At 56.8% G+C, this 20,431-nt stretch carries 16 protein-coding genes; 9 read left to right on the forward strand and 7 right to left on the reverse strand.

Annotated elements, in window-relative coordinates:
• Positions 1-390 precede the first annotated feature (390 nt).
• From JUK32_RS13680 to JUK32_RS13690, 3 genes are all read left to right on the forward strand, one after another.
• Positions 391-2,385, forward strand: coding sequence for an FAD-dependent oxidoreductase (locus JUK32_RS13680; protein WP_375541566.1), 1,995 nt, complete (start codon positions 391-393; stop codon positions 2,383-2,385).
• A gap of 34 nt (positions 2,386-2,419) precedes the next feature.
• Positions 2,420-3,067 (forward strand): HAD hydrolase-like protein, encoded by a 648-nt coding sequence (locus JUK32_RS13685; RefSeq protein ID WP_204139417.1) that lies wholly within the window; start codon positions 2,420-2,422, stop codon positions 3,065-3,067.
• Positions 3,068-3,417: 350 nt separating this feature from the next.
• Positions 3,418-4,770 carry a DEAD/DEAH box helicase gene (locus JUK32_RS13690; protein WP_204139418.1) on the forward strand — a complete coding sequence of 451 codons (1,353 nt, stop codon included), beginning with the start codon at positions 3,418-3,420 and terminating at the stop codon, positions 4,768-4,770.
• A 773-nt stretch (positions 4,771-5,543) separates the two neighbouring features.
• Here JUK32_RS13690 and JUK32_RS13695 read toward each other — a convergent pair.
• On the reverse strand, positions 5,544-6,149 hold the full coding sequence (locus JUK32_RS13695) for a TetR/AcrR family transcriptional regulator (protein ID WP_239112647.1): 606 nt from the start codon (positions 6,147-6,149) through the stop codon (positions 5,544-5,546).
• A 183-nt stretch (positions 6,150-6,332) separates the two neighbouring features.
• Here JUK32_RS13695 and JUK32_RS13700 point away from each other — a divergent pair, with 183 nt between their 5' ends.
• The 6 genes from JUK32_RS13700 (at position 6,333) to JUK32_RS13725 (ending at position 11,541) form a co-directional block, all read left to right on the forward strand.
• The gene (locus JUK32_RS13700) at positions 6,333-7,541 is read left to right on the forward strand and encodes an ABC exporter membrane fusion protein (RefSeq protein ID WP_204139420.1); all 1,209 of its coding nucleotides are present in this window, start codon (positions 6,333-6,335) and stop codon (positions 7,539-7,541) included.
• Positions 7,538-8,716 carry an ABC transporter permease DevC gene (devC, locus tag JUK32_RS13705; RefSeq protein WP_239112648.1) on the forward strand — a complete coding sequence of 393 codons (1,179 nt, stop codon included), beginning with the start codon at positions 7,538-7,540 and terminating at the stop codon, positions 8,714-8,716. The genes JUK32_RS13700 and devC overlap by 4 nt, the downstream gene beginning before the upstream one ends.
• Before the next feature lie 33 nt (positions 8,717-8,749).
• Positions 8,750-9,454, forward strand: coding sequence for a DevA family ABC transporter ATP-binding protein (locus tag JUK32_RS13710; RefSeq protein ID WP_204139421.1), 705 nt, complete (start codon positions 8,750-8,752; stop codon positions 9,452-9,454).
• 258 nt (positions 9,455-9,712) lie between these two features.
• Positions 9,713-10,012 carry a hypothetical protein gene (locus tag JUK32_RS13715; protein WP_204139422.1) on the forward strand — a complete coding sequence of 100 codons (300 nt, stop codon included), beginning with the start codon at positions 9,713-9,715 and terminating at the stop codon, positions 10,010-10,012.
• Positions 9,981-11,180: a homocysteine biosynthesis protein gene (locus tag JUK32_RS13720; protein ID WP_204139423.1), complete on the forward strand. Its 1,200-nt coding sequence runs from the start codon at positions 9,981-9,983 to the stop codon at positions 11,178-11,180. The genes JUK32_RS13715 and JUK32_RS13720 overlap by 32 nt, the downstream gene beginning before the upstream one ends.
• Positions 11,181-11,277: 97 nt before the next feature.
• On the forward strand, positions 11,278-11,541 hold the full coding sequence (locus tag JUK32_RS13725; protein ID WP_204139424.1) for a hypothetical protein: 264 nt from the start codon (positions 11,278-11,280) through the stop codon (positions 11,539-11,541).
• Between the two features lie 28 nt (positions 11,542-11,569).
• Here the strand turns inward: JUK32_RS13725 and JUK32_RS13730 are convergent, their stop codons facing one another.
• The 6 genes from JUK32_RS13730 to JUK32_RS13755 form a co-directional block, all read right to left on the reverse strand.
• Positions 11,570-12,259 carry an SDR family oxidoreductase gene (locus tag JUK32_RS13730; protein WP_204139425.1) on the reverse strand — a complete coding sequence of 230 codons (690 nt, stop codon included), beginning with the start codon at positions 12,257-12,259 and terminating at the stop codon, positions 11,570-11,572.
• 126 nt (positions 12,260-12,385) lie between these two features.
• Positions 12,386-13,240 carry an Npun_R2479 family HD domain-containing metalloprotein gene (locus JUK32_RS13735; RefSeq protein WP_204139426.1) on the reverse strand — a complete coding sequence of 285 codons (855 nt, stop codon included), beginning with the start codon at positions 13,238-13,240 and terminating at the stop codon, positions 12,386-12,388.
• A gap of 313 nt (positions 13,241-13,553) precedes the next feature.
• On the reverse strand, positions 13,554-14,036 hold the full coding sequence (locus JUK32_RS13740) for a YchJ family protein (RefSeq protein WP_204139427.1): 483 nt from the start codon (positions 14,034-14,036) through the stop codon (positions 13,554-13,556).
• A 221-nt stretch (positions 14,037-14,257) separates the two neighbouring features.
• Positions 14,258-15,202, reverse strand: a complete 945-nt coding sequence (gene dmeF / locus JUK32_RS13745; protein ID WP_204139428.1) for a CDF family Co(II)/Ni(II) efflux transporter DmeF — start codon at positions 15,200-15,202, stop codon at positions 14,258-14,260.
• A 147-nt stretch (positions 15,203-15,349) separates the two neighbouring features.
• On the reverse strand, positions 15,350-17,035 hold the full coding sequence (locus tag JUK32_RS13750) for a TrkA family potassium uptake protein (protein WP_204139429.1): 1,686 nt from the start codon (positions 17,033-17,035) through the stop codon (positions 15,350-15,352).
• A gap of 374 nt (positions 17,036-17,409) precedes the next feature.
• Positions 17,410-20,418 carry an AAA family ATPase gene (locus JUK32_RS13755; protein ID WP_204139430.1) on the reverse strand — a complete coding sequence of 1,003 codons (3,009 nt, stop codon included), beginning with the start codon at positions 20,416-20,418 and terminating at the stop codon, positions 17,410-17,412.
• Positions 20,419-20,431: the final 13 nt, after the last annotated feature.

Consider the following 20,431-nt stretch of genomic DNA (forward strand, 5'->3'; position numbering starts at 1 on the left):
CAGCATTACCGCGCCCGCACTCCTGAAATAAACTAGGGCCTGTCGTCCTTTTGCCGCAAGGCTTTGATGACTAAATGCTGACAGGTCCTAGGTCTGCCACTCGAAAAACGGGTAGCTCCAAGTCATCCCTGCGCCAGTACAGTCCTCGGAAATCGTGGACCTGGCACCACGCTCCCCTGCCCCTCATGCGCCCCCGCCCGTCAGCCGTAATGACCCGAAAACTTTCCAATCGCACCCATTAAAGAAATTGCTCCCTAAGCCCCATAATTTCTTTTAAGCTTTGAACACAGCGTTTTGAAGGAATCCCCCATGGTTCAAGTTGGTCAAGTTGGGCGGTTGGGCGTCATTGCCGGAACAGCGATCGCGATCGTTACCCCCGGTTTATTCAGCATGGCCGCTCAGGCTCAAAACAGTTCTCCAGCTAGCGTGGCCGCGCTACCTGTGGTGCCCGACGAAGTCGTGACCTGTGACCTGTTGATTGTGGGGGGCGGCTTATCCGGCACAGCGGCAGCCTATCAAGCCCTGCAAGCAGGACACACTGTGTGCCTCACCGAAATGACCGACTGGGTTGGCGGCCAAATTTCCTCCCAGGGCACCACCGCGCTGGATGAATCTCGTCGCCAACGTCAGCTGCTCTTTTATTCCGCTGGCTACAACGATCTACGGCAGCGAGTTGAAGAAAAATATGGCGAACTTGATCCCGGTCGCTGCTGGGTGAGTGCCACTTGCTTTTTGCCCTACGACGCCCACGCCATCTTATCCGACATGCTCGAAGAGGCCGCCCATGAAGGCAATGGCGAGCTGAAATGGTTTCCCAACACCGTACCGAAAGACCTGGAATTCAATGCCGATCGCACCCAAATCGTCAGTCTGATCGGGATTCAACATACGCCCCAACCAGAAACGCCACCGCTAAATACCGAGCCGCTGTCCGCCATCATCGAAGACTTTTACACCTTCGAAGATTCGGCCCGCTTTGCCAAGACCGTCATTCAATTTGTGCCGCCCGAAACGCCGCCCACAGGCCCGGCAGATTGGTACGTCATTGAAGCGACAGAAACAGGCGAACTGATTGCCCTGGCTGATGTGCCCTACCGACTGGGCCTTGATCCCCAGTCTCACCTCAATCCGTCGTCTCCGGTGACGGAACAAGATCCCTACTGCACCCAGGGCTTTACCTACACCTTCGCCATGGAGAAGACCGAGGAGCCCCAGCCCCAAAACATTCCCGAGTATTACCCCCAGTACGAGCCCTACTTTAGTTGGGAGCAAGTCCGCGATTTCGACGCCCAAGACTATTACGATTTCGTCTTCACCTATCGCCGCATCTGGGCCGCCGAGCCCGAACGGCACGAAACGATCGCAGGCGTGCCCCGGCCCCGGCCCGGTGATATCTCAATGCAAAACTGGACCTGGGGCAACGACTATCGCCCTGGCAATGCGGTGGACAACCTCATCTACACCCACGACCAACTGGCGGAACTGGGACAGCTAGAGCCCGGTGGCTGGCTCGGTGGCCTGCGGCAAGAAACCCTGCGGCGCGGCGAGGAAAATGCCATCAGCTACTACTACTGGATGGTGATTGGCGAAGGCGACTCCCAACTGGATGACAGCCTTAAGGAACCTGTGTTGAACAGTCGCTATTTAGCTGGCTACGACTCGCCCATGGGAACCGCCCATGGCCTATCGAAATTTCCCTACATTCGTGAAGCGCGGCGGATTGTCGGTCGCCCTTCCTTTGGCTATGACGATGGATTTGAGATTAATGAGGTCGATTTCACCTGGATTGATTTCAACGACCCGTTTTATGAAGAAAACCTCGATCCCGCCACCTACGAGCGGCTGCGGGTGGAAGCGGCGGGCCAAGGGGCGATCGACGCCCTGGTCAACGAAACTCCCCCCGGCGAGATTCCCCAACGGCGGCGGGCCAGAATTTATCCCGATTCCATCGGCATTGCCCAGTATGCGATCGACTTTCACCCCTGCATGTTAGAGAGTCCGCCGGAAAAACCGGGCAACATTGAACGGCCAGGGGTGCGGCAGGCACACGGCCAAGCCTATCCGACTCAGATCCCCTTGCGGGCACTGATTCCCCAGCGGGTAGACAATCTGCTAGTGACGGGCAAAGGCTTAGCGATGAGCACGATCGCGGCCGCCGCCTACCGGGTGCATTCCTACGAATGGTCGGTGGGCGTGGGAGCTGCCGCCACGGCTGACTTTGCCCTGCGCAACGGCGTTTTGCCCTATGAACTGGTGAATGAGACACCGCTGCTTGATCCGCTGATGTATGAACTGCGGCGTGAGCTAGAACTGAGTGGCAATCCCACCCAGTTTCCCGGCACGTCCATTTTCAACGAAGATTGGGAAGACTGGCGGCCATGGTAATCACATTCTCCGTCCCTGACGCTTGGGTACTGCTTTGAGCAACTTCCTGTTTGATTTTGATGGCACATTAGCCGATAGCTTATCGGCGATCGTCACCATCACGAATCGGTTAGCCCCCGAGTTTGGCTTTCGTCCCACCCCGTTGGCCGAGGTCGAAGCCCTCAAAGGGCTCACCGCGCGGCAACTGATTCGCTATTCTGGCATTCCGTTGCTCAAAATCCCGGCGTTACTGCGGCGCGTGCGGGCTGAGTTGAATCAACAAGGAGGACACATTGCCCCCTGCCCTGGCATCCCCAAAATCATTCGCACCCTGTATGAGCAGCACCATACGCTGGCAGTGGTCACCTCCAACGCGCCGGCCACGGTGGAGGCCTTTTTAGCGGCCCATCAACTGGCGGACTGTTTTCTCAGTGTGGATGGCGGCGGCACCCTCTTTCGCAAAGGCAAGCTAATTGTGCGCTGTCTGGAAAAACATCAGCTTGCTCCCGCTGACACCGTTTACGTGGGCGATGAAATTCGCGACATTGACGCGGCGCGGTTTGCTGGGGTCAGACCGGTTTCGGTGACTTGGGGCTTTAATAGCCGACCTTTACTGATGAAGATGACCCCCGACTGGTTAATTGATGATCCCGATCGCTTGCTGGCGATCGCCGAACAGTTACAAGCTCCTCAACGTCCCTGACTACAGCGCGATCGCCCGCGCCCACAGCCCCCTTCCGCGATCTCGCAGCAAATTATCCGCTGTTTCGACAACAAGGTGCTATAGTTAGGAGCCAACCCAAATGGCTACGGACGCTAGGAGAGTCAGCCGTTTTGTCGCGGTCAGCGTCACGTGTAAGTACAAGAGTTTTGCAAATGTAAAACTTTGCCATTTGTTACATAACGTCAATTAAGTTATTATTAGATTCTCCAAGGGTGCATTCTGGTCTGCACCTGCAATCTTCTCTGTATGGAGAGATGCTTAGCCACACACCGCCTAGACTGGGCCCAACTTGAACTTTGGGGTAGGCGCTTACCGGAATTACATACTGTATGACTTTTGAATCTCTTGGCTTGTCTGGCAAGCTGCTGCGGGCGATCGCGGATGAAGGTTACGAGACGCCGACTCCCATTCAAGCTGAGGCCATTCCAGCGGTTTTGGCCGGCCATGATTTATTGGCCAGCGCGCAAACTGGCACGGGTAAAACAGCTAGTTTTACATTGCCGATTTTGGAGCGCTTGAACCAAGTTAAGCCTGCTCGCAATCGTCCAATTCGTGCTCTGGTGCTCACCCCCACTCGCGAACTCGCGGCGCAGGTAGAAGCCAGCATTAAAACCTACGGCAAGTACATGCCGCTAAAGATTGCCTCCATCTACGGAGGGACTCGCATGGGGCCGCAAATCGCGCGCTTGCGCAAAGGCGTCGATGTGTTGGTTGCCACCCCAGGGCGTTTGCTCGACCATTTGGGTCAAGGCACCGCTGACCTTTCCTCAGTGGAAACGTTGGTGTTGGACGAAGCCGATCGCATGTTGGACATGGGCTTTATCCACGACATTCGCAAAATTATTGAGCACATAAAAAGCGAGCGGCAAACGCTGTTGTTCTCCGCCACCTTCTCGCGTCAGATTCGTAAGCTGGCGGACGATCTCTTAAACAATCCGCAGATGATTGAGGTCGCTCGTACGAACACCGTCGCCGAGAACGTTACCCAGGTGGTGCATCCGGTGGATCGCCATCGCAAGCGCGAGCTACTGTCCCACATGATCGGCTCCAAAAATTGGCGTCGGGTGCTGGTATTCACCCGTACCAAGCATGGCGCTAATCGCCTGGCCGAGCAGCTCCAAAGCGACGGCCTAACGTCGGACACGATTCACGGCAATAAGAGCCAAAGCGCCCGCGCCCGCGCCCTCGACTCGTTTAAGCGGGGCAAGGTGCGCGTTTTAGTCGCCACCGATGTGGCCGCTCGCGGACTCGACATCGATGAACTGCCCCATGTGGTGAACTTTGATTTGCCGAACGTGGCAGAAGATTACGTCCACCGCATTGGCCGGACGGGCCGAGCGGGTAATGACGGCGATGCCATCTCCCTGGTCTGTGTCGATGAGCATTATCTGCTGCGCAATATCGAGCGGTTGCTCAAGCGCGATATTCCTTCGACGGTCATACCGGGATACGAGCCCGATCTCTCCATCGCGCCGCAGCCGATTCCGGGTGCTAAGCGTCCTTCGAATCGAAGCGGCAGCGGTGCCGGCAAGAGCTATTCCCGGAATGGCCAAAGCCGCCGTTACGGCGGTGGTGGTGGTGGTGGTCGCAATAGTGGGCGGCCATCGGCTCCCAATACTCGCGGTAGCGGCAAGTCACTGCCCGCGCCCGTACTGAATAAAGGGAAGCGTAAGCAAGCGTAATCGCGGATTAGCGAGTTGATTTTGCGGGGGATTGTCACTGTTGTGACAGTCCCCTTTTTGCATGGGCACGCGTAACCGGGTGCATGTCAGGTTTGCAAATATCCTGCCTGGCCCACCCTTTGGGAAGAGCAAAGCTCTACATCCCCCAGCCCCTCCTCCCAACATTGGGCTACTACATACATCTCGATGGCTCCCTCAAAATGCTGCCTTTGCCCCCCAAACTTGGGGGATTTAGGGAGCTGAATCACTGGCAAGTCATCACGGATAACTTGTGTACGTAGTATCCAAGCTGAGGAGAGGGGTTTAGGGTGAGGGCTCAGCGGTGACATACTCCCCGCATGACCGCCCCAGTCTCTGCTTTCAGCAAATTAGGCAGAACTCTGTCAAAGACTTGTATAGCAAGGTTTCTGGCCTTGAGTTGCAGGGGGTAAAACCTCACCGCCGGCGGCACCTCTCCTGGGTAAGGAGAGGTTTATCAAGGCTGTCGGTTCGTCTCCTTGCGTGGGCGTAGCCTGCCCGGAGGGCTTAGGTGAGGTGAGGTTCTACAGCCCATAAAACTGCCACGACCGATCGCGGCAACCTTTCCCCGACCAGCGATGCAGCAACTTGTGTATCAGGGATGACTTCTGGGAGGGGTGCCCGCAAGGCGGGGTGGGTCTGAATTAAGAGGAGAAATTAGCGGCAAACCCATCCCCAACCCCTCCAGCAGAGGGGAAATTCACCCCCAAGAGGCTGGTTGGACATGAGATTTATTTGACCCGAACTGACGTTCGTTATGGCGCTGGCGATTGCTGGGCCGTAATCATCCCAATCAATCCGTCAATCATGCGATCGCGCTCTAGGGGCAACACGTCATCCCCATGCAGGAGTTTCTGAATAATCAGGTAATGCACCAGAGAACCGGCAAAAATGCGGGCGGCGATCACCGGGTCAGGCAATTGCAGTTGAGTTTGGGACGACAGGTATAGCGTCAGCTGATCCAACATGGGCTTGGTGATGTCTGTCACAAACGTTTTAGCGACCTCCGGGAAGCGATCGGATTCGCCAATGACCAAACGCATCAGGGTCAGCAAAGGTTGGTTTTGCTCAAAACTATCGAGCATACACACCGCAATTTGACGCAGCACCTGCTGGGGCGGCGCTTGCAAATCAGCCTGTGAGAGCAAGGCAAACGCTTCTTGACGACTGGCAAAAGTCATCTCCTGCATGAGCGCTAAAAACAACCCCTCCTTGTCTTGAAAATTGCTGTACAGCGTCGATTTGGAGACGCCGGCGGTGGCGGCAATGCGATCCATGCTGGCCGCGGCATACCCCTGAGCCATAAATACCTGAAAGGCTCCCTCTAGAACCGCCCTTGCCTTTTCGGAACGCTCCCTCATCGGCGGCATTGAAGAGGATGAATTGGGCAACATCGGCACACGTTCAGAAACATTCACTGCCCTCATTGTCCACCTTCGGAGCCACATTTGACATGCCAGCGCGAACCATACTAAACGGTTTAGTTGACAAAACCATACCGTTTAGTATGATCTAAGTGTCGTTCATCCGCTTGAGTCAAAGTTATGAGTGCGAATGCGTTGAATTCCCAGGGGTATGGCGGCCAGCGATCGCGGCGTTGGGGGGTCATTATCGGGCTGGTTGCCGTCAGTTTGGCGGGAGGAATGGCCTGGAAAAATGGACAATGGGCAGCTATCGATGGCCCCGAGTCGGCAGTTGTCCTCAGTGCTGACATCAATACCGTGACGGCTCTGGGACGTCTGGAGCCAGAGGGGGAGGTGATTCAGTTAATGGCACCCACCGCGATTCAAGAAAGTCGCATTCAAGAATTGCTGGTTAATGTTGGGGATCACGTGGTCGCTGGGCAAACGATCGCCATTCTGGATAATCGCGATACCTTGCAAGCCGCTCTGGCCAGCGCCCAAGAACAAGTCCGCATTGCCCAGGCCCGGTTGGCCCAGGTGCAGGCCGGGGCTAAAACCGGCGAGTTGCAGGCCCAGAATGCGGAAATTTCGCGTTTACAGGCCAACGAAGCGGGGGTGTTGGCAACTCAGCAAGCCACCATTGACCGCTTGCAAGCAGAAGTGAATAATGCCCGGTTGGAATACGATCGCTACGATGCCCTCTATCAGCGGGGTGCCATTTCAGCATCAGAGCGAGATGCCCGCGAGTTGACCTGGGCAACGACCCAGCGGCAGCTCCAGTCAGCCCAATCAGAGCTGGCCCGGCTCCGGAGTACCAGTCAGGGGCAGATTCAGCAAGCGAGGGCGACTCTCGACCAACTGGCAGAGGTGCGTCCCGCCGATGTGGAATTAGCCGAGGCCGAAGTGGCGGCGGCGAGGGCAGCCGTTCAAGAAGCGGCGAGTCATTTAGCCAAAGCCTATGTGCGATCGCCGCAAGCTGGGCAAATTCTCAAGATTCATACTCACCCCGGAGAGAACATTGCGAGCGCAGGGATTGCCACTGTGGGGCAAACCGACCAGATGATAGCGATCGCTGAGGTTTACCAAAGCGACATTCAGCACATTCAACTGGGGCAAGCCGCGATCGTGACCTCTCCCGTGATTGCGGGCGAACTGTCAGGCACCGTCGAGCGCATTGGGTTGCAGGTTGAGCCGCAGCAAGTGGTGGATGAAGACCCCGCTGCCAATATCGACGCCAAGGTGATTGAAGTGCAGGTGCAGCTAGACGATGCCGCCAGGGCCCAGGTGACCGGCCTGACGAATCTCCAGGTCACGGTCCGCATTGCGATCGCCGAGGGAGGTCTGGAATGATGCGTCGTTTTCTAAACGCCTTGCAGCAGCGTACGCCCCTCGGACTGAAGCAACTCAAACATGATCCGATCCGGTTACTGACGGCCATTGCAGGCATTACGTTTGCCGATATTTTGATCTTTATGCAGTTAGGGTTCGCCGACGCCCTCTACAAAAGCAATACCCAATACCCTCGCGCATTGCAGGCAGATCTCGTCATGATTAGCAGTGAGGCCAAAAACTTTGGGCAGTTGAGCACCTTTGCCCGGCGGCGGTTGTATCAGTCTTTAGATGTGCCGGGGGTGCAGTCTGCCGATGCCATTTATTTGGGATCCACGCAATGGCGCAACCCGCAAACCGGTCAAGAGACTTCGATGCTCATTGTGGGACAAAACCCAGAGCAGCCGGCTTTAGATTTGCCCGTGGTCAATGCACAACTCGACCTGCTGCGCCTGCCAGATACCGTGCTCTTTGACCAGGCTTCGCGGGGCGATTATGAGACGGTGATTGCCCAAGTTCGGGCCGGGGTGCCCGTCTTTACCGAAATTGGCCTCCGGACGGTCGCTGTGGGTGGCCTGTTTGAAGTGGGGGCGTCCTTTAGTGATGATGGGGCCTTGATTACCAGCGATCAAAACTTTTTGCGACTCTTCGGTCGTCGGGACGCTGGGGCCGTGAGTCTGGGGCTGATGCAGCTCGATGAGGCGGCGGATTCGACTCAAGTGCTGGAGGCGTTGCGCGATCGCCTGCCGGGGGATGTGCAAGTCTTGACCCACGCCGAATATATCGACTTCGAGCTGAATGATATTCAGTCCGAGTCGCCCATCGGCTTTGTATTTGGCCTGGGGTCAGCCATGGGCTTCATTGTGGGCGTCGTGATTGTATACCAAGTGCTATCGACGGATGTGAATAGTCACCTGGGCGAATACGCCACCTTTCGAGCGATGGGCTATCGCAACGCCTACCTGCTGGGCATTGTCTTCGAAGAGGCCGTGATTCTCTCGGTGCTCGGGTTTGTCCCTGGTTTGATCATCGCTCTGGGTGCCTATCAACTCACGGCAGCGGCTACCGCGTTACCCCTCGCGATGCCGGTCAGTCGCGCCATTTCAGTGTTGCTGTTGACCTTTGTCATGTGTGGCGGCTCCGGCGCCATTGCCACCCGTCGTCTTCAGGCTGCCGACCCTGCCGATATTTTTTAACTCAGGCCGTTCAACGCTTACCTTTCCATCATCATGAGTCAAAATTTTTCCATTGTGGTTCATCAGCTGGATCATTTCTTCGGCACTGGCAAACTCCGCAAACAGGCCTTATTCAACATTAATTTGGAAATTGCGGCGGGTGAAATTGTGATCATGACGGGGCCTTCGGGCTCTGGCAAGACTACTCTGCTCACCCTGATTGGCGGATTGCGATCGGCTCAGTCCGGCAGTTTGCGTGTCGTGGGGCACGAAATTTGCGGCGCTACTGAAAATGATTTAGTGCAAGCCCGTCGCCATAATGGGTACATTTTTCAAGCTCACAATTTGCACGGCAGTTTAACCGCGCTGGAAAATGTGCAGATGGGGCTTGAAGTGCATCGCCGTTGGGCCAAAGCTGACAGACATCGCCAGGCGGCGGCAATGCTGGAGCAGGTAGGGCTAGCAGAGCGCATGCATTACTATCCCGGCGATCTCTCAGGCGGGCAGAAACAGCGAGTGGCGATCGCCCGCGCTTTGGTGAGTCGCCCTAAAATCGTTCTCGCTGACGAACCCACCGCCGCCCTAGACAAAAAATCGGGGCGCGATGTGGTGGACATTATGCATAATCTCGCCAAGCAACAGGGCTGCACCATTTTGTTAGTCACCCACGACAACCGCATCCTTGACCTTGCCGATCGCATCGTCTACATGGAAGACGGGCGTCTTTCTAAGCAACCGGAACCATCAGCCTTGCCTTAGCGGCGCTGCCATCGGTTGCCTGCCCTAACGTCATGGTTTGCCATCTCAACTGGCGTAGCAATCGATTGAAAGGGGCCAGGGACAAGGTGTACGGAACGCTATTGTCTCAAGCGGTTTAGTCATTGAGAGTAGCCCAACCTGATGGTGGATTGCGATAGCAAAAGGCAAAATTCAAAAGGTAAAATTGAGACCCTCGCAGCACAAGGCTTCTAGCATTTTGAGGGGGGTGAATCTGACAGCCGCTCGCTATATGAGCGTATGCCTTTTGCCCAGGGCCACATCGGCCGCCAGGGCTGGTTTACCATAGGAAGCACTGAAACTATTCGCGTGAAATTGCCTGTGCTGCTCGATCAGATGGGATTTGTGGTCAAAGTATTGGGGATGTCGGCGGCGATCGCGATCGCGTTCAAAACCGTCGCTCCCCAGCTCCCGATTCCGGCCACCTCGGCGGTGAGTCTGGCGATCGTGCTCTTGCCGTCCCTCATTGTCGGGGCTATTCTGACCTGGCAACTGTGGAAACTGAACCATGCCGACGCGACGCACCCTCGACGAGATTAACGCCAAAATCCGCACTCAAACGGCGGTGGTAGAAACGGCAGAAGCTTTCAAACAACGAGTCGCTCAGTCGAGCGTGGGCGAAGCTTTGGCTGCCGTGGATGTGGTGACGACGGGCACCTTTGAGCCAATGGAATCGTCGGGAGCGATACTCAATATTGGCCACACCGACCCGCCGATCAAAATTCGTGACTGTCGGTTGGATGGGGTGCCCGCTTATGCCGGGTTCGGGGCGGTGGATTTGTATCTGGGAGCCAGCCAACCCGCCGACTCTGGCAACCCTGGCGACAACGTGCCGATGCGAGACCGAGGCGGCGGCCATGTAATTGCCGATTTGGTCGCAGGCAAGGCGGTGCAACTGCAAGCGACGGGGCACGTAACGGACTGCTATCCGCGCGGCAAGCTCGACACCACGATTTCCCGCGAGACGATCAACCAGTTTTATCTGTTTAACCCGCGCAACCTCTACCAAAACTTTATCGTGGGGGTGAATGGCGGCGATCGCCCCCTCGCCACCTATCTGGGGCCGTTGCAACCCAATTTGGGCAACGCGGTGTATGCCAACTCCGGGGCTCTGTCGCCGCTGATGAATGATCCCCATTTGAACGTGGTGGGCATTGGCAGTCGCATTTTCCTCGGCGGCGGTATTGGCTATGTGGCGTGGGAAGGGACGCAGCATTTCCCCCTGCAAAAGCGCTTGCCCAATGACACGCCCATTGGCCCCGCCGCCACCGTGGCGCTAATTGGCGATGCCAAACAGATGCAGCCGCAGTGGGTGCGGGGCTGCTATTTCAAAGGGTATGGCCCCTCGCTGATGTTGGGCATTGGCATGGCGATTCCCCTGCTGAACGAGGAAATTGCCCGCCATTGTTCAGTACAAGACAAAGACCTAGTGGCCCCGGTGATGGATTTTTCCATTCCGCGCCGGGTGCGCCCCACCTTTGGCCTGGTGAGCTACGCCCAGCTCAAGTCAGGCCGCCTCACCCTGAACGGCCAAACGGTGCGCACGGCTCCCCTTGCCAGCATTTATCTGTCGCGCCAGGTCGCCGCTGAACTCAAAGACTGGATCACCCAGGGCCAGTTTGAGCTGACTGCCCCCGTCGCCCCCCTGGCCCGCGATCGCGCCTTCCTCGCCCAAGACACCTGGAATCCCCAGGGCGGGCTGAGCTAACGCGGCGGATATCCCTCCACAGAGCGAGAGCGTCCGCTCGCCGACTTCGTTAACATGTCAACAGAGGTTTACAAATGTTAACGAGGCGCTCACCGATATGTTTGACCTGCTAGCAGCCACCCGCGACTACTGGAAACAGCTCGATCACGTGGAAGCGGCCTACCACCGGGGCGAGCTGTCGGCCCAGGAAGTCAATACGCAGGTGCATGACCTGATGGCCGAACTGGGGGACGCCCGCCGCCAAGCCTTTAAAGATGTGTGGGCCAGTCTACAGGTGACCCTATCGCAGCAGCGAGACGCGATCGCGGGCACCGTCGCGGTGGGCCTCTTAGCCTATCTCTGGCTCGCGACCCTGGCCTGATGGCGAACTGGCTGGTTCGGCTCCAGCTTCAAAGCATAAATGGCTCTACGCGCTGGTCACTGCGAATGCGATCGCGATCGACCGCCGACAGCACTTGATGCTCGGCTGGGGCAGACGACAAACAGCGCATGACGAGATCGGCCACGTCGGCGCGGGTGATACTCCCCGCGATGCGTTCATCCTTCACCAACATGCCCTGGCCCGTCGCCGGGTCAGACAGCAGCCCCCCCGGTCGCACAATGGTGAAGGGCAAGCCACTCGCCATCAAATGTTCTTCGGCCTTGGCCTTAGCCAGCAGCGCTGGCCGCAGGGTTTCCAACACTTGCTCTGGCAACGCCACCGCACTCTCTCGTACTCCAATGGAAGAGACCAGAATTAACCGCTCACAGGGCAACCCTTTCACCGCATCGATTAAGTGGCGGTTGCCTAAATAATCACACCGAGGCTCGTCGCGGGTGAAGCCCTTGCCCCCCAACGTCGTCACCACGGCAAACGGTTCATCTCCAAAGCACTGCACCGCTGCGTTCATCCGGTCGGGATCAAGGGCATCGCCGATTTGCACTTCAGCGCCTAGCGCTTCGAGTTGCGGACGGGCGTCGTCGGTGCGCAGCAGTGCCATCACCCGGTATCCCCGCTGCCGCAAGCCTCTGACAACTTCAAAGCCAACACCGCGGCTAGCACCTGCGACAAACACGTTGTGAGAATGAGAGGTGGTCATTGTTATTGGTATGACTGAGGGCGTTCATTTAGTCTCAGCGTCTCACATTAACAATGCTCTACGCACGATGATGCGGACTGTCTTTAGCGATTAGGCCGCCGACTAGGCATTCTCCTCCAGCTCGTTTCACGGAAATGGTTCAGGATGCGATTCATGCTCCACTTCAAAGACGTGACCATACAGGCTAGAAAGGATCTGTTTGCCCTCTTGGGTAAGTTTCAAGTGCGCGATCGCATCCTTAATAAAGGGGTACACCGTCTTCCAGTAAAAGCGGGGATAGTTGCGCCGCAAATCTTCGGGGTGACGATAGCCCAACTGCTGGTTGACGCCCGTTTCTTCAAATTCATAAAACAGGGCGGGAATTTTGTGCAAATAGCGCGGATCGGACAGTTGCCCGATCAGGTCAGCGGCTCGCACTAACCCCGGAAACTCCACCGTGTCTTGGTGATCCCCATCGAAGGGCACCGGAAACCGGGTGAGTTCAATATTGCTTTTGATAATTTCCGCATCAATTAAACTGTGCCCCCCAAAGCGTTCTTCGACAAAGCGCTTGCCGCGATCGACATGGTAGGGCGTGAGACTAGCGTCGGTGTGCCCTTCGGGAAACTGCACCGTCTCCTCGTCATTTTTACCCGTGGCATAGGTTCTCGCCGAAACGACGTCCCGACGACAGACACCTTTGACATAGCCAATATCGTGACAGACGAGCGAGATGGTGAAATGGAGCCAATCTTCGCACGAGACCCGGCCCTCGCGAATGTGCTTGCCCCGCAAAATTTGCTGCCCCACCAATGTGACAAAGATGGCGTGCTCCACATCGTGATACAGGGCATTGCTGTTGGCAATGGTTTCCACCCCCATGTTGCCCACCCACGCAATGATATCAGCGTAGTCAGGCTTTAACCCGCCATAGGTTTGGGTGTAGTTAGACCGCAGCTCAGCCACAAAGGCATTGCCGAGAAGCTTGTTGGGGTTGATCATGCGACTGGGGGAAACGGGGAGAAAATTGTGCGCCGGCCATAAGACTGTTCTATCCGATCTAACAAAGGCTCAACAACCTGATCAGGACTGATTACATCTCATTTATTGCCAAGGGGACAATGAGGCGTGAGGGATGATGAGCATCAGCACCGTTACTTCCGGGCTGGGTTGCAGCATCTGCCCGAACAAGCCTTGCTGGGATCAGGCAATGGCCGACAATGCCGAGCTAGCTGATCGGTAAATATCGCCCGATCGCTGCCGCTGTCCATGCGTTAACCCATCAGGCGACTGGCAATCGCGAGAGGGAACCGCTTTAAGGGTGCGACTTACCGTGGCATTGCTTGTATTTTTTGCCGCTGCCACACCAGCAAGGCTCGTGGCGTTTGGGCTCTACAGGTGGCAAATGCTCGCCGTCCAGGTAAAACCAGACCCCTTTCTGCTTTTTGAACCGCGATCGCTCGTGGATTTGTCCGGGCTGGTCGGCCTGAAACCGCGCGACGAATTCAACCATGCCGGTATCGTCATCCGATTGGCCTTGCTGGGTCGAGAGAATGGTCAGGCCGAGCCAAGTCGTACTGGCCATACTTTGGCGCAGCGTGGCGCGATCGCTCAATTGCCGCTGGGTGGGATGGTGAGTCGCCATCAGGTAGTCAACGTTTTGCTGCACATAGGCGGTGTAGCGCGATCGCATCAGCGCTTCGGCCGTGGGCGCGACTTGTTGCCCAGAAAGATAAGGCTCACAGCAGCTCAAAAAGGGGCGATCGCTGCCGCAGGGACAGGGAGAACAGGAATTCATCTTGGCAACTCATAGTTGAGTCGGCACCACACATTCGCCGACAAATTTCAAGGCATTCGTCATTCGAGCCCCAGGCCAACCCACGTTACGCCGCCGTTAGGCAAGTTGCCCTCACAGTGTGAATGCACTCAGGCCGGCGTTTTCATCACATCGGCATCCACCAGCGAACACCGCTCAGCAACGGGGCAATCGCTTGTCGGCGGGGGGCGTCAATGGCGCGGCTAACTCGCCGATAATGTCACACAGGGTTCGCCTTGACACTGATTCACCTCCACCAACACATGGGAAAGGGTCGGAATGTGAGCCAGTAATTGTTTATAGTCGGTCGGTGATTTGGGATCGTGCGTCACGAGTGAAATCGTTGCCGCCAAATGATTTTGGTCGAGATACCAAACATGTAAGTCGGCAATGCGATTATCCGCATCGGCCTCAATGGATGAAATGATGTCACGCTTCACCCGCTTGTCTACCGCACCATCCAGCAGCACTGCACTCGTATCTTGGAGCAGCCCATAGGCCCATCTCGTAATGACGATCGCCCCAACGATGCCCATCAAGGCATCCAGCCACACCCACCCGAAAAATTTGCCCGCAAACAACGCGACGATCGCAAACACCGATGTGAGGGCATCGGCGATGACATGAAAATAGGCTGCCCGGAGGTTCTGGTCTGGCGCATGAGGGTGATGATGATCATGACCACCATGATGATCATGGTCGTGCAACAACCAGGCACTGGCTAAATTCACCACTAGCCCCAAAGTAGCGACCCCAATGGCCTCATTAAACAGAATTGGATGGGGACTAAAAAACCGCTCTACGGATTCAAACGCCATCAAAAAAGCCACCACGGCTAGCGCCACCGCACTGGCAAAGCCCCCCAAAACACTCACCTTACCCGTGCCAAACGTATATTTTGGGTCGCCTGCATGTTGGCGCGCATAGCGATACGCAAAGATTGTGATGCCAAAGGCCGCGACATGCGTTGCCATATGCCAACCATCGGCTAACAAGGCCATCGACCCAAAGAGGGTACCCGCGATAATTTCTGCCACCATCATGGCGGCGGTGAACCCCATTACGATGAGGGTATTTTTCTCGGCATGGCGCTGATGCGTTGCGAAGTTGTGCCGATGCTGCCATTGCTCCAATGTATGGATATGCATAAAACTCCTGTGGTGTTTGGTAGACAGACTTCCTGCCACAGCCTGAGTGACTTCTATGGTTAAAAAATGGTTGAACAGGCTGCCATGCCCAAAATGGTTTCTAACCGTCTTAATTTTTGTCCCAGTACAAGGACGTGCATAGCTATTTTACCGAGTCGATAGTTGCGAGGGGACTGTCCGCCACAGTTCTTCTAGCTTGTTGGCGGGAATGGTGAGGTACAGCACATCTTGGTTGTCTAGCGTGTAAGAAAACAGGTCAAACCCGTGGAGGGCTCCCTGGGGGGTCTGAATGTATAGCGGCACCAGATCCGCTTCTTGGGCAATGTCTGCCACCCGTTTGCCAAAAAAGGTATGCCCCGGAGTGATCAAGGTACCCAGCGCAACCCACAAACTCTGACCAGTCATCCCGCTGCCCAGCACTTGGCCCCCTAGCGCGGCGGCGGCAAACGAAGGGGCCGCTAATTCGGTAGGACTCAGCACTTGCTCGAACTCAAACACTTGCTGCACTTGGCGGGCAAAGTTGGGGTCTTGATTGCGCACCACAATGGGCAACTGATGGGCGAGGCTCTTGGCCGCTAGCGCAATTTCGAGGTTGCCGGTGTCGTAACTGGTCACCGCCAGTAGTCCGGTAGCGGTGGTAATGCGGGCCTCTTTGAGGGTATCGGGCAGGCTGGCATCGCCCACAATCACGGGAATTTTGAGCGCACGAATGCTGTTGACAAAACGCCCTTGGGCGTCGCGTTCGATGACGACGACATCGTGGCCACCCAATTTGAGCTGACGGGCAATTTGAAAGCCCACGCCCCCCAGCCCACAGACAATGTAGTGGTGACGTTGCGGCAATTGCACCGCATTCCACACTTGATGAAAATGCGTGCCTAACACCAAGTCATTCAACAGAGCATAGAACACCCCAATGACCCCGGCTCCCACCAGCATCATGATGGCGGTAAATATTTTGATGGCGACGGGAGCCTGCTCGGCGACTTCTTCGTGACCGCCCGCACCCGTCAACATGCCCACGGTGAAATACAGGGCGTCGGCGATCGCGATATTGAAGTTGACGCTGATGTAAATCAGGGTGGCCGCCGCGATTAATAAAAATAAAACGAGGGTAATAGCCAGCGCCGCCTGACTCTGTCGCCGAAATTGGCGTAAACCGGCCAAAAAACTGCGAATTCGTCGTTCCCAGGTGAGGCGCTGCATTCTGCCGGGGGAGGGTCGGGTCGCGATGATGAGGCGATCGCCCACGGCCAGTTTGTGATCTTGGAGCACCGCCGAGACCAAATCCACCTGCTGATGGGCGGCTTGGTAGTAGATCAACATGCGATCGCGGTTTTCCCATAGATGTCGCAGCAACACCCCATTCCAAGGATGGTTGCCATCGATCAATTCTTCGTACATGGGCCAGTTGCGCCCCATCAAATCAATCTGGCCGATGGCCGCATTGCCCAAGGCGGCATAGGCAAAGATGGGGCCAGACAACGCCGACACACTCATGGAAACGTGATACGAGAGCGTTTGATCCAGACGGCTGCCCAGCCCCTCATTGAGGAGTCGGTTAATAATGAGAAGGCGCGGATTCAGCACGCGCGCTTGGGTCAAAATCGCCAAATTCAGGGCATCGTCTGAGGTCATCAAGAGCAAGGCGGAAGCATCGTGGATGCCTGCTTGTACCAAGACGTCGGGCGATCGCAAATCGCCGACCACCACATGCTCTTCGTCGATGGGCTGCGAGCTGATGCCAATCACCTGCGCACCCTGCTGCCGCAACAGCGAAAAAACCCAATACCCCGTATTTCCTAACCCACAGACAATAATTTTTGGCTTCATTGAGTAATAGAACGCACGATGTGGGAACACCGCATCCATCTTTGTAATAGTGTCTAGGGGCAATCTAAACGTGTTGTAGCGTTTGATACATCTACTTACTTTTTAGGCCGCTTCCATGAATCGTGGCGCAGGGGCGATCGCCCGTAAGTCCACTTCCACAGCTAGTCCTTAAATCTAGCGCTTAAATCCAGCGGAAATAGCCTGCCGTAAACTCCCAACCCGCCTCCAGAAGCGGTTGGCTGGCAAATTCGCTGCCCCTGATCGGTGTGTAAGTGGTCGCCCCACGACTCCCCTCCACCCTTGCTAGTCTACGGGGCGCGCGGCATTCACGATCAGGGAAATCACGCTTTGGACATCCCGCCAACCGAGAAGACTTATCTGGAGAGGATGAGCTGGGAGCCGTCAGGGGTTTTGCAGACATCAATGCGGGTCTCAAAGGCTTCGCGAAAGTGGGGAATGTGAGTCACGGCCAGGATGCAGGCAAAGTCCGCCGCGATCGCATTAATGGCCCCAATGAGGCGATCGCAGCCTTCCCGATCTTGCGTCCCAAACCCTTCATCAATGATCAGCGTGCGCAATGGCGTACCCGAACGCTGAGCCAGCAGTCGCGCTAAGGCCAGACGAATCGCAAAATTGACCCGAAAGGCTTCCCCACCGGAGTAGGTTTCGTAGGGGCGGGTGCCCTGGGCATCGGCGATGACAATATCCAGGGTGTCGATGAGTTTGCCCTGGCGACTGCGACCCGCCCGCTGGGTGAGGAACTGCACGTGGAGTTGGTGGGCACTGAGGCGACCCAACAGGTGGTTGGTTTCCGCTTCGAGTTGCGGCAGCAGATGCTCGATCAGTAGTGCCTGCAAGCCGTTGCGGCCAAAGGCGGTGGCGAGTTCTTGGTGGACGCGGTGACAGCGGCGGGCCTGGGATAAGTCTTGCTGGTGCTGGGTGAGCTGGTCTTGCAGTTGGTCAAACTGGATGAGTTGCTGGCGCAAGGCCCCCAGTTGCGCCAGATGCTGTTCGCGCTGGTGTTGGCGATCGCGCTGGCGTTGCTGTACTTGCTGTATTTGGGCCTGCACGTCTGGGGACTGCTGCAACTGCACCGTGAGGACTTGTAACTGCGTGGTTAAATCGGTTTGCTGTTGAGCGACCTGCTGTCGCTGCTCGGTCAAAGCGGCGAGCTGCTGTTGCAGTTGGGGCTGTCGTTGCTGCGCCTGTCGCAGTTGTTGATCATGCAGCCGCCACCCTTGGGCTTCCTTCAGCTGCGTTCTCAGGGTTTGGTGCTGGTCCAGGCGGTAGCCCAACGCTGCGAGTTGGTCATCCAGCTGGATGATGGCCTGCACCGTGTCGGACTCTTTGAGGGCAGCGATTTCGGCATCCAAAGCGGCGATCGCTGCTGCCAGTTGCGGCTGTCGTTCCAGCAATTGGGCCTGCTGACGTTCGGCCTGGCGAATTTCGGCCTGACGAATCTCCGCCCAGCGCAGGCGATCGACCTGGCCCCGGGCCAGGGCGTGATCGCGCTCGTCATAGGCCAGTTGGACAAGTTGCGCTTCGATCTGTTGCAGTTCCGCCTGTAAATCCTGGGCATAATCGCGCTCTTGCAGACACCGTTCCAGATGCGATCGCTCTTGCCCCAGGGCCGCGAGCTGCTGGGCTACCGATTCGCTAGAACCCAGTTGGGCCATCAGACTGCCGCGCTGTTCGAGGATGTGACCATAGCTAGCGAGTTCCTCCTCCAGTTCGCGATATTCCTGGCGTAGAACCTGGATTTCTCGCTCGGACACGGCCAACTGCTCACGAATCACCCAAATCTCGCGCTGCAACTCCTCGCGCTCGGTCTGATGTTTTTGCAGCACGTCATCCCAATTGTGTTGATCGAGGGGGCGATCGCACACGGGGCAGGCGGCATCGGGCTGTTGCAAAAGCTGCAGTTTTTGCTCAATTTGGCCGAGTTGGACTTCATAGCTGCGCTGTTCGGCCTGCAAGCGCTCCATAAAGTGGCGGCGTTCGATGCCTTTTTCCCGCACTTTTTCTTGATAGGCGCGTTTGGCCGTCAGGTCTTCCAGGGTGTGGCCGACGGCGAGCACCGCTTGCTGCAACTGGGGCTGCTGCGCCTGCTGTTGCTGGAGCTGAAATTCCGAATTGGCGAGGGCGGTCAAGCGCGCCGTGAGTTCGGCCTGGGTTTGGTCGAGCTGTCGCTGGAGGGTTTGCTGCCGCTGTCGCAGGGGACTGACCTGGAGCTGCACCTGGTCGAGGTGTTGCCGGCGATCGCGGGCTTGAGTCAGCGCCACGAGGGCGTCTTGTACGGCGGCCTGCTTTTGCAAAATCGGTTCCAGCTCAGCCAACTGCTGAGCCAGGCGATCGCGCTCGTGTAGCTGCTGCTGCCGCTGGGTTTGCAATTGCTGAACTTGGGTCTGGTGGGCTTGATAATGGCGATCGCGCTCGGTCTGTAGCGCTTGCTGTTGCTGAAATTTGGCCGAAAAGACCTCATCCTGGGTTTCCAAATCCTGCAATTGCGCTAGGCCAGCGGCAATCTCATCCGCCTGCGCTAAGACGGCGGCGACGTCTTGCCACTGGGCCGTCACCTTCGCCGTTTCTGCCGCGAGCCGCTGGGTTTCGGCATGGCGATGGCTGAGCTGTTGTTCTAGCAACAATTGCGACTGCACCAAGCTTTGCCGCTGGTGTTGCTGCTGTTCTAGCTGTTGCTGCTGGGCGTGGTCTTGCTCGTAGGCCTGCTGAATGGCCACCAGACAGGCTTCTATGTGCTGGGCCTCCTGGGCGATCGCGCCGCGTTGCTGCACCTGTGCTGCCAGATTTGCCACCGAGGTTTCCAAGAGAGCCAGGGTGGCTTTGGCTTCCCGCGCCCGATCTTTGGCTTTGTCGGCCAGGTCGTCGTATTGCCCCAGCTTCAACAAATCGGCAAGAATCTGCTTGCGCTCGCTGGGCCGCTTCAGCATAAACTCGTCGGCCCGGCCCTGACGCAAATAGGCCGAATTCACGAAGGTCTCGTAGTCCAACCGCAGAGTCTGACAGATTAACTGTTGGGTAGCCCGCATGCCCCGCTGGGTCAAGGGCCGCCAGCCCGGCTCGGTCTGCACCTGAAACTCCAACGACCCGCCCTGGTTGCGCCGCCGCGATCGCACCACGCGATACAGCTGCTGTTGGTGCTCAAAGGTCAAATCCACCTGCGCTTCTAACGTGCCGAGATGGATCACATCGTCTTCGGCGACGGTGCGGCTGTGGCCCCACACCGCCCAGGCGATCGCTTCCAACAGCGACGATTTGCCCGAGCCATTGGGGCCGGACACACAGGCAACTTGCAAACCCTCAAAATTGAGGGTAGCAGCTCGATAACTCAGAAAGTTGCGGAGCGTTAGCTGCTTCGGGATCATGCCAGCAACAACT

Origin of the sequence: Halomicronema sp. CCY15110, from assembly GCF_016888165.1 — a bacterium.
Classification (GTDB): domain Bacteria; phylum Cyanobacteriota; class Cyanobacteriia; order Phormidesmidales; family Phormidesmidaceae; genus Halomicronema.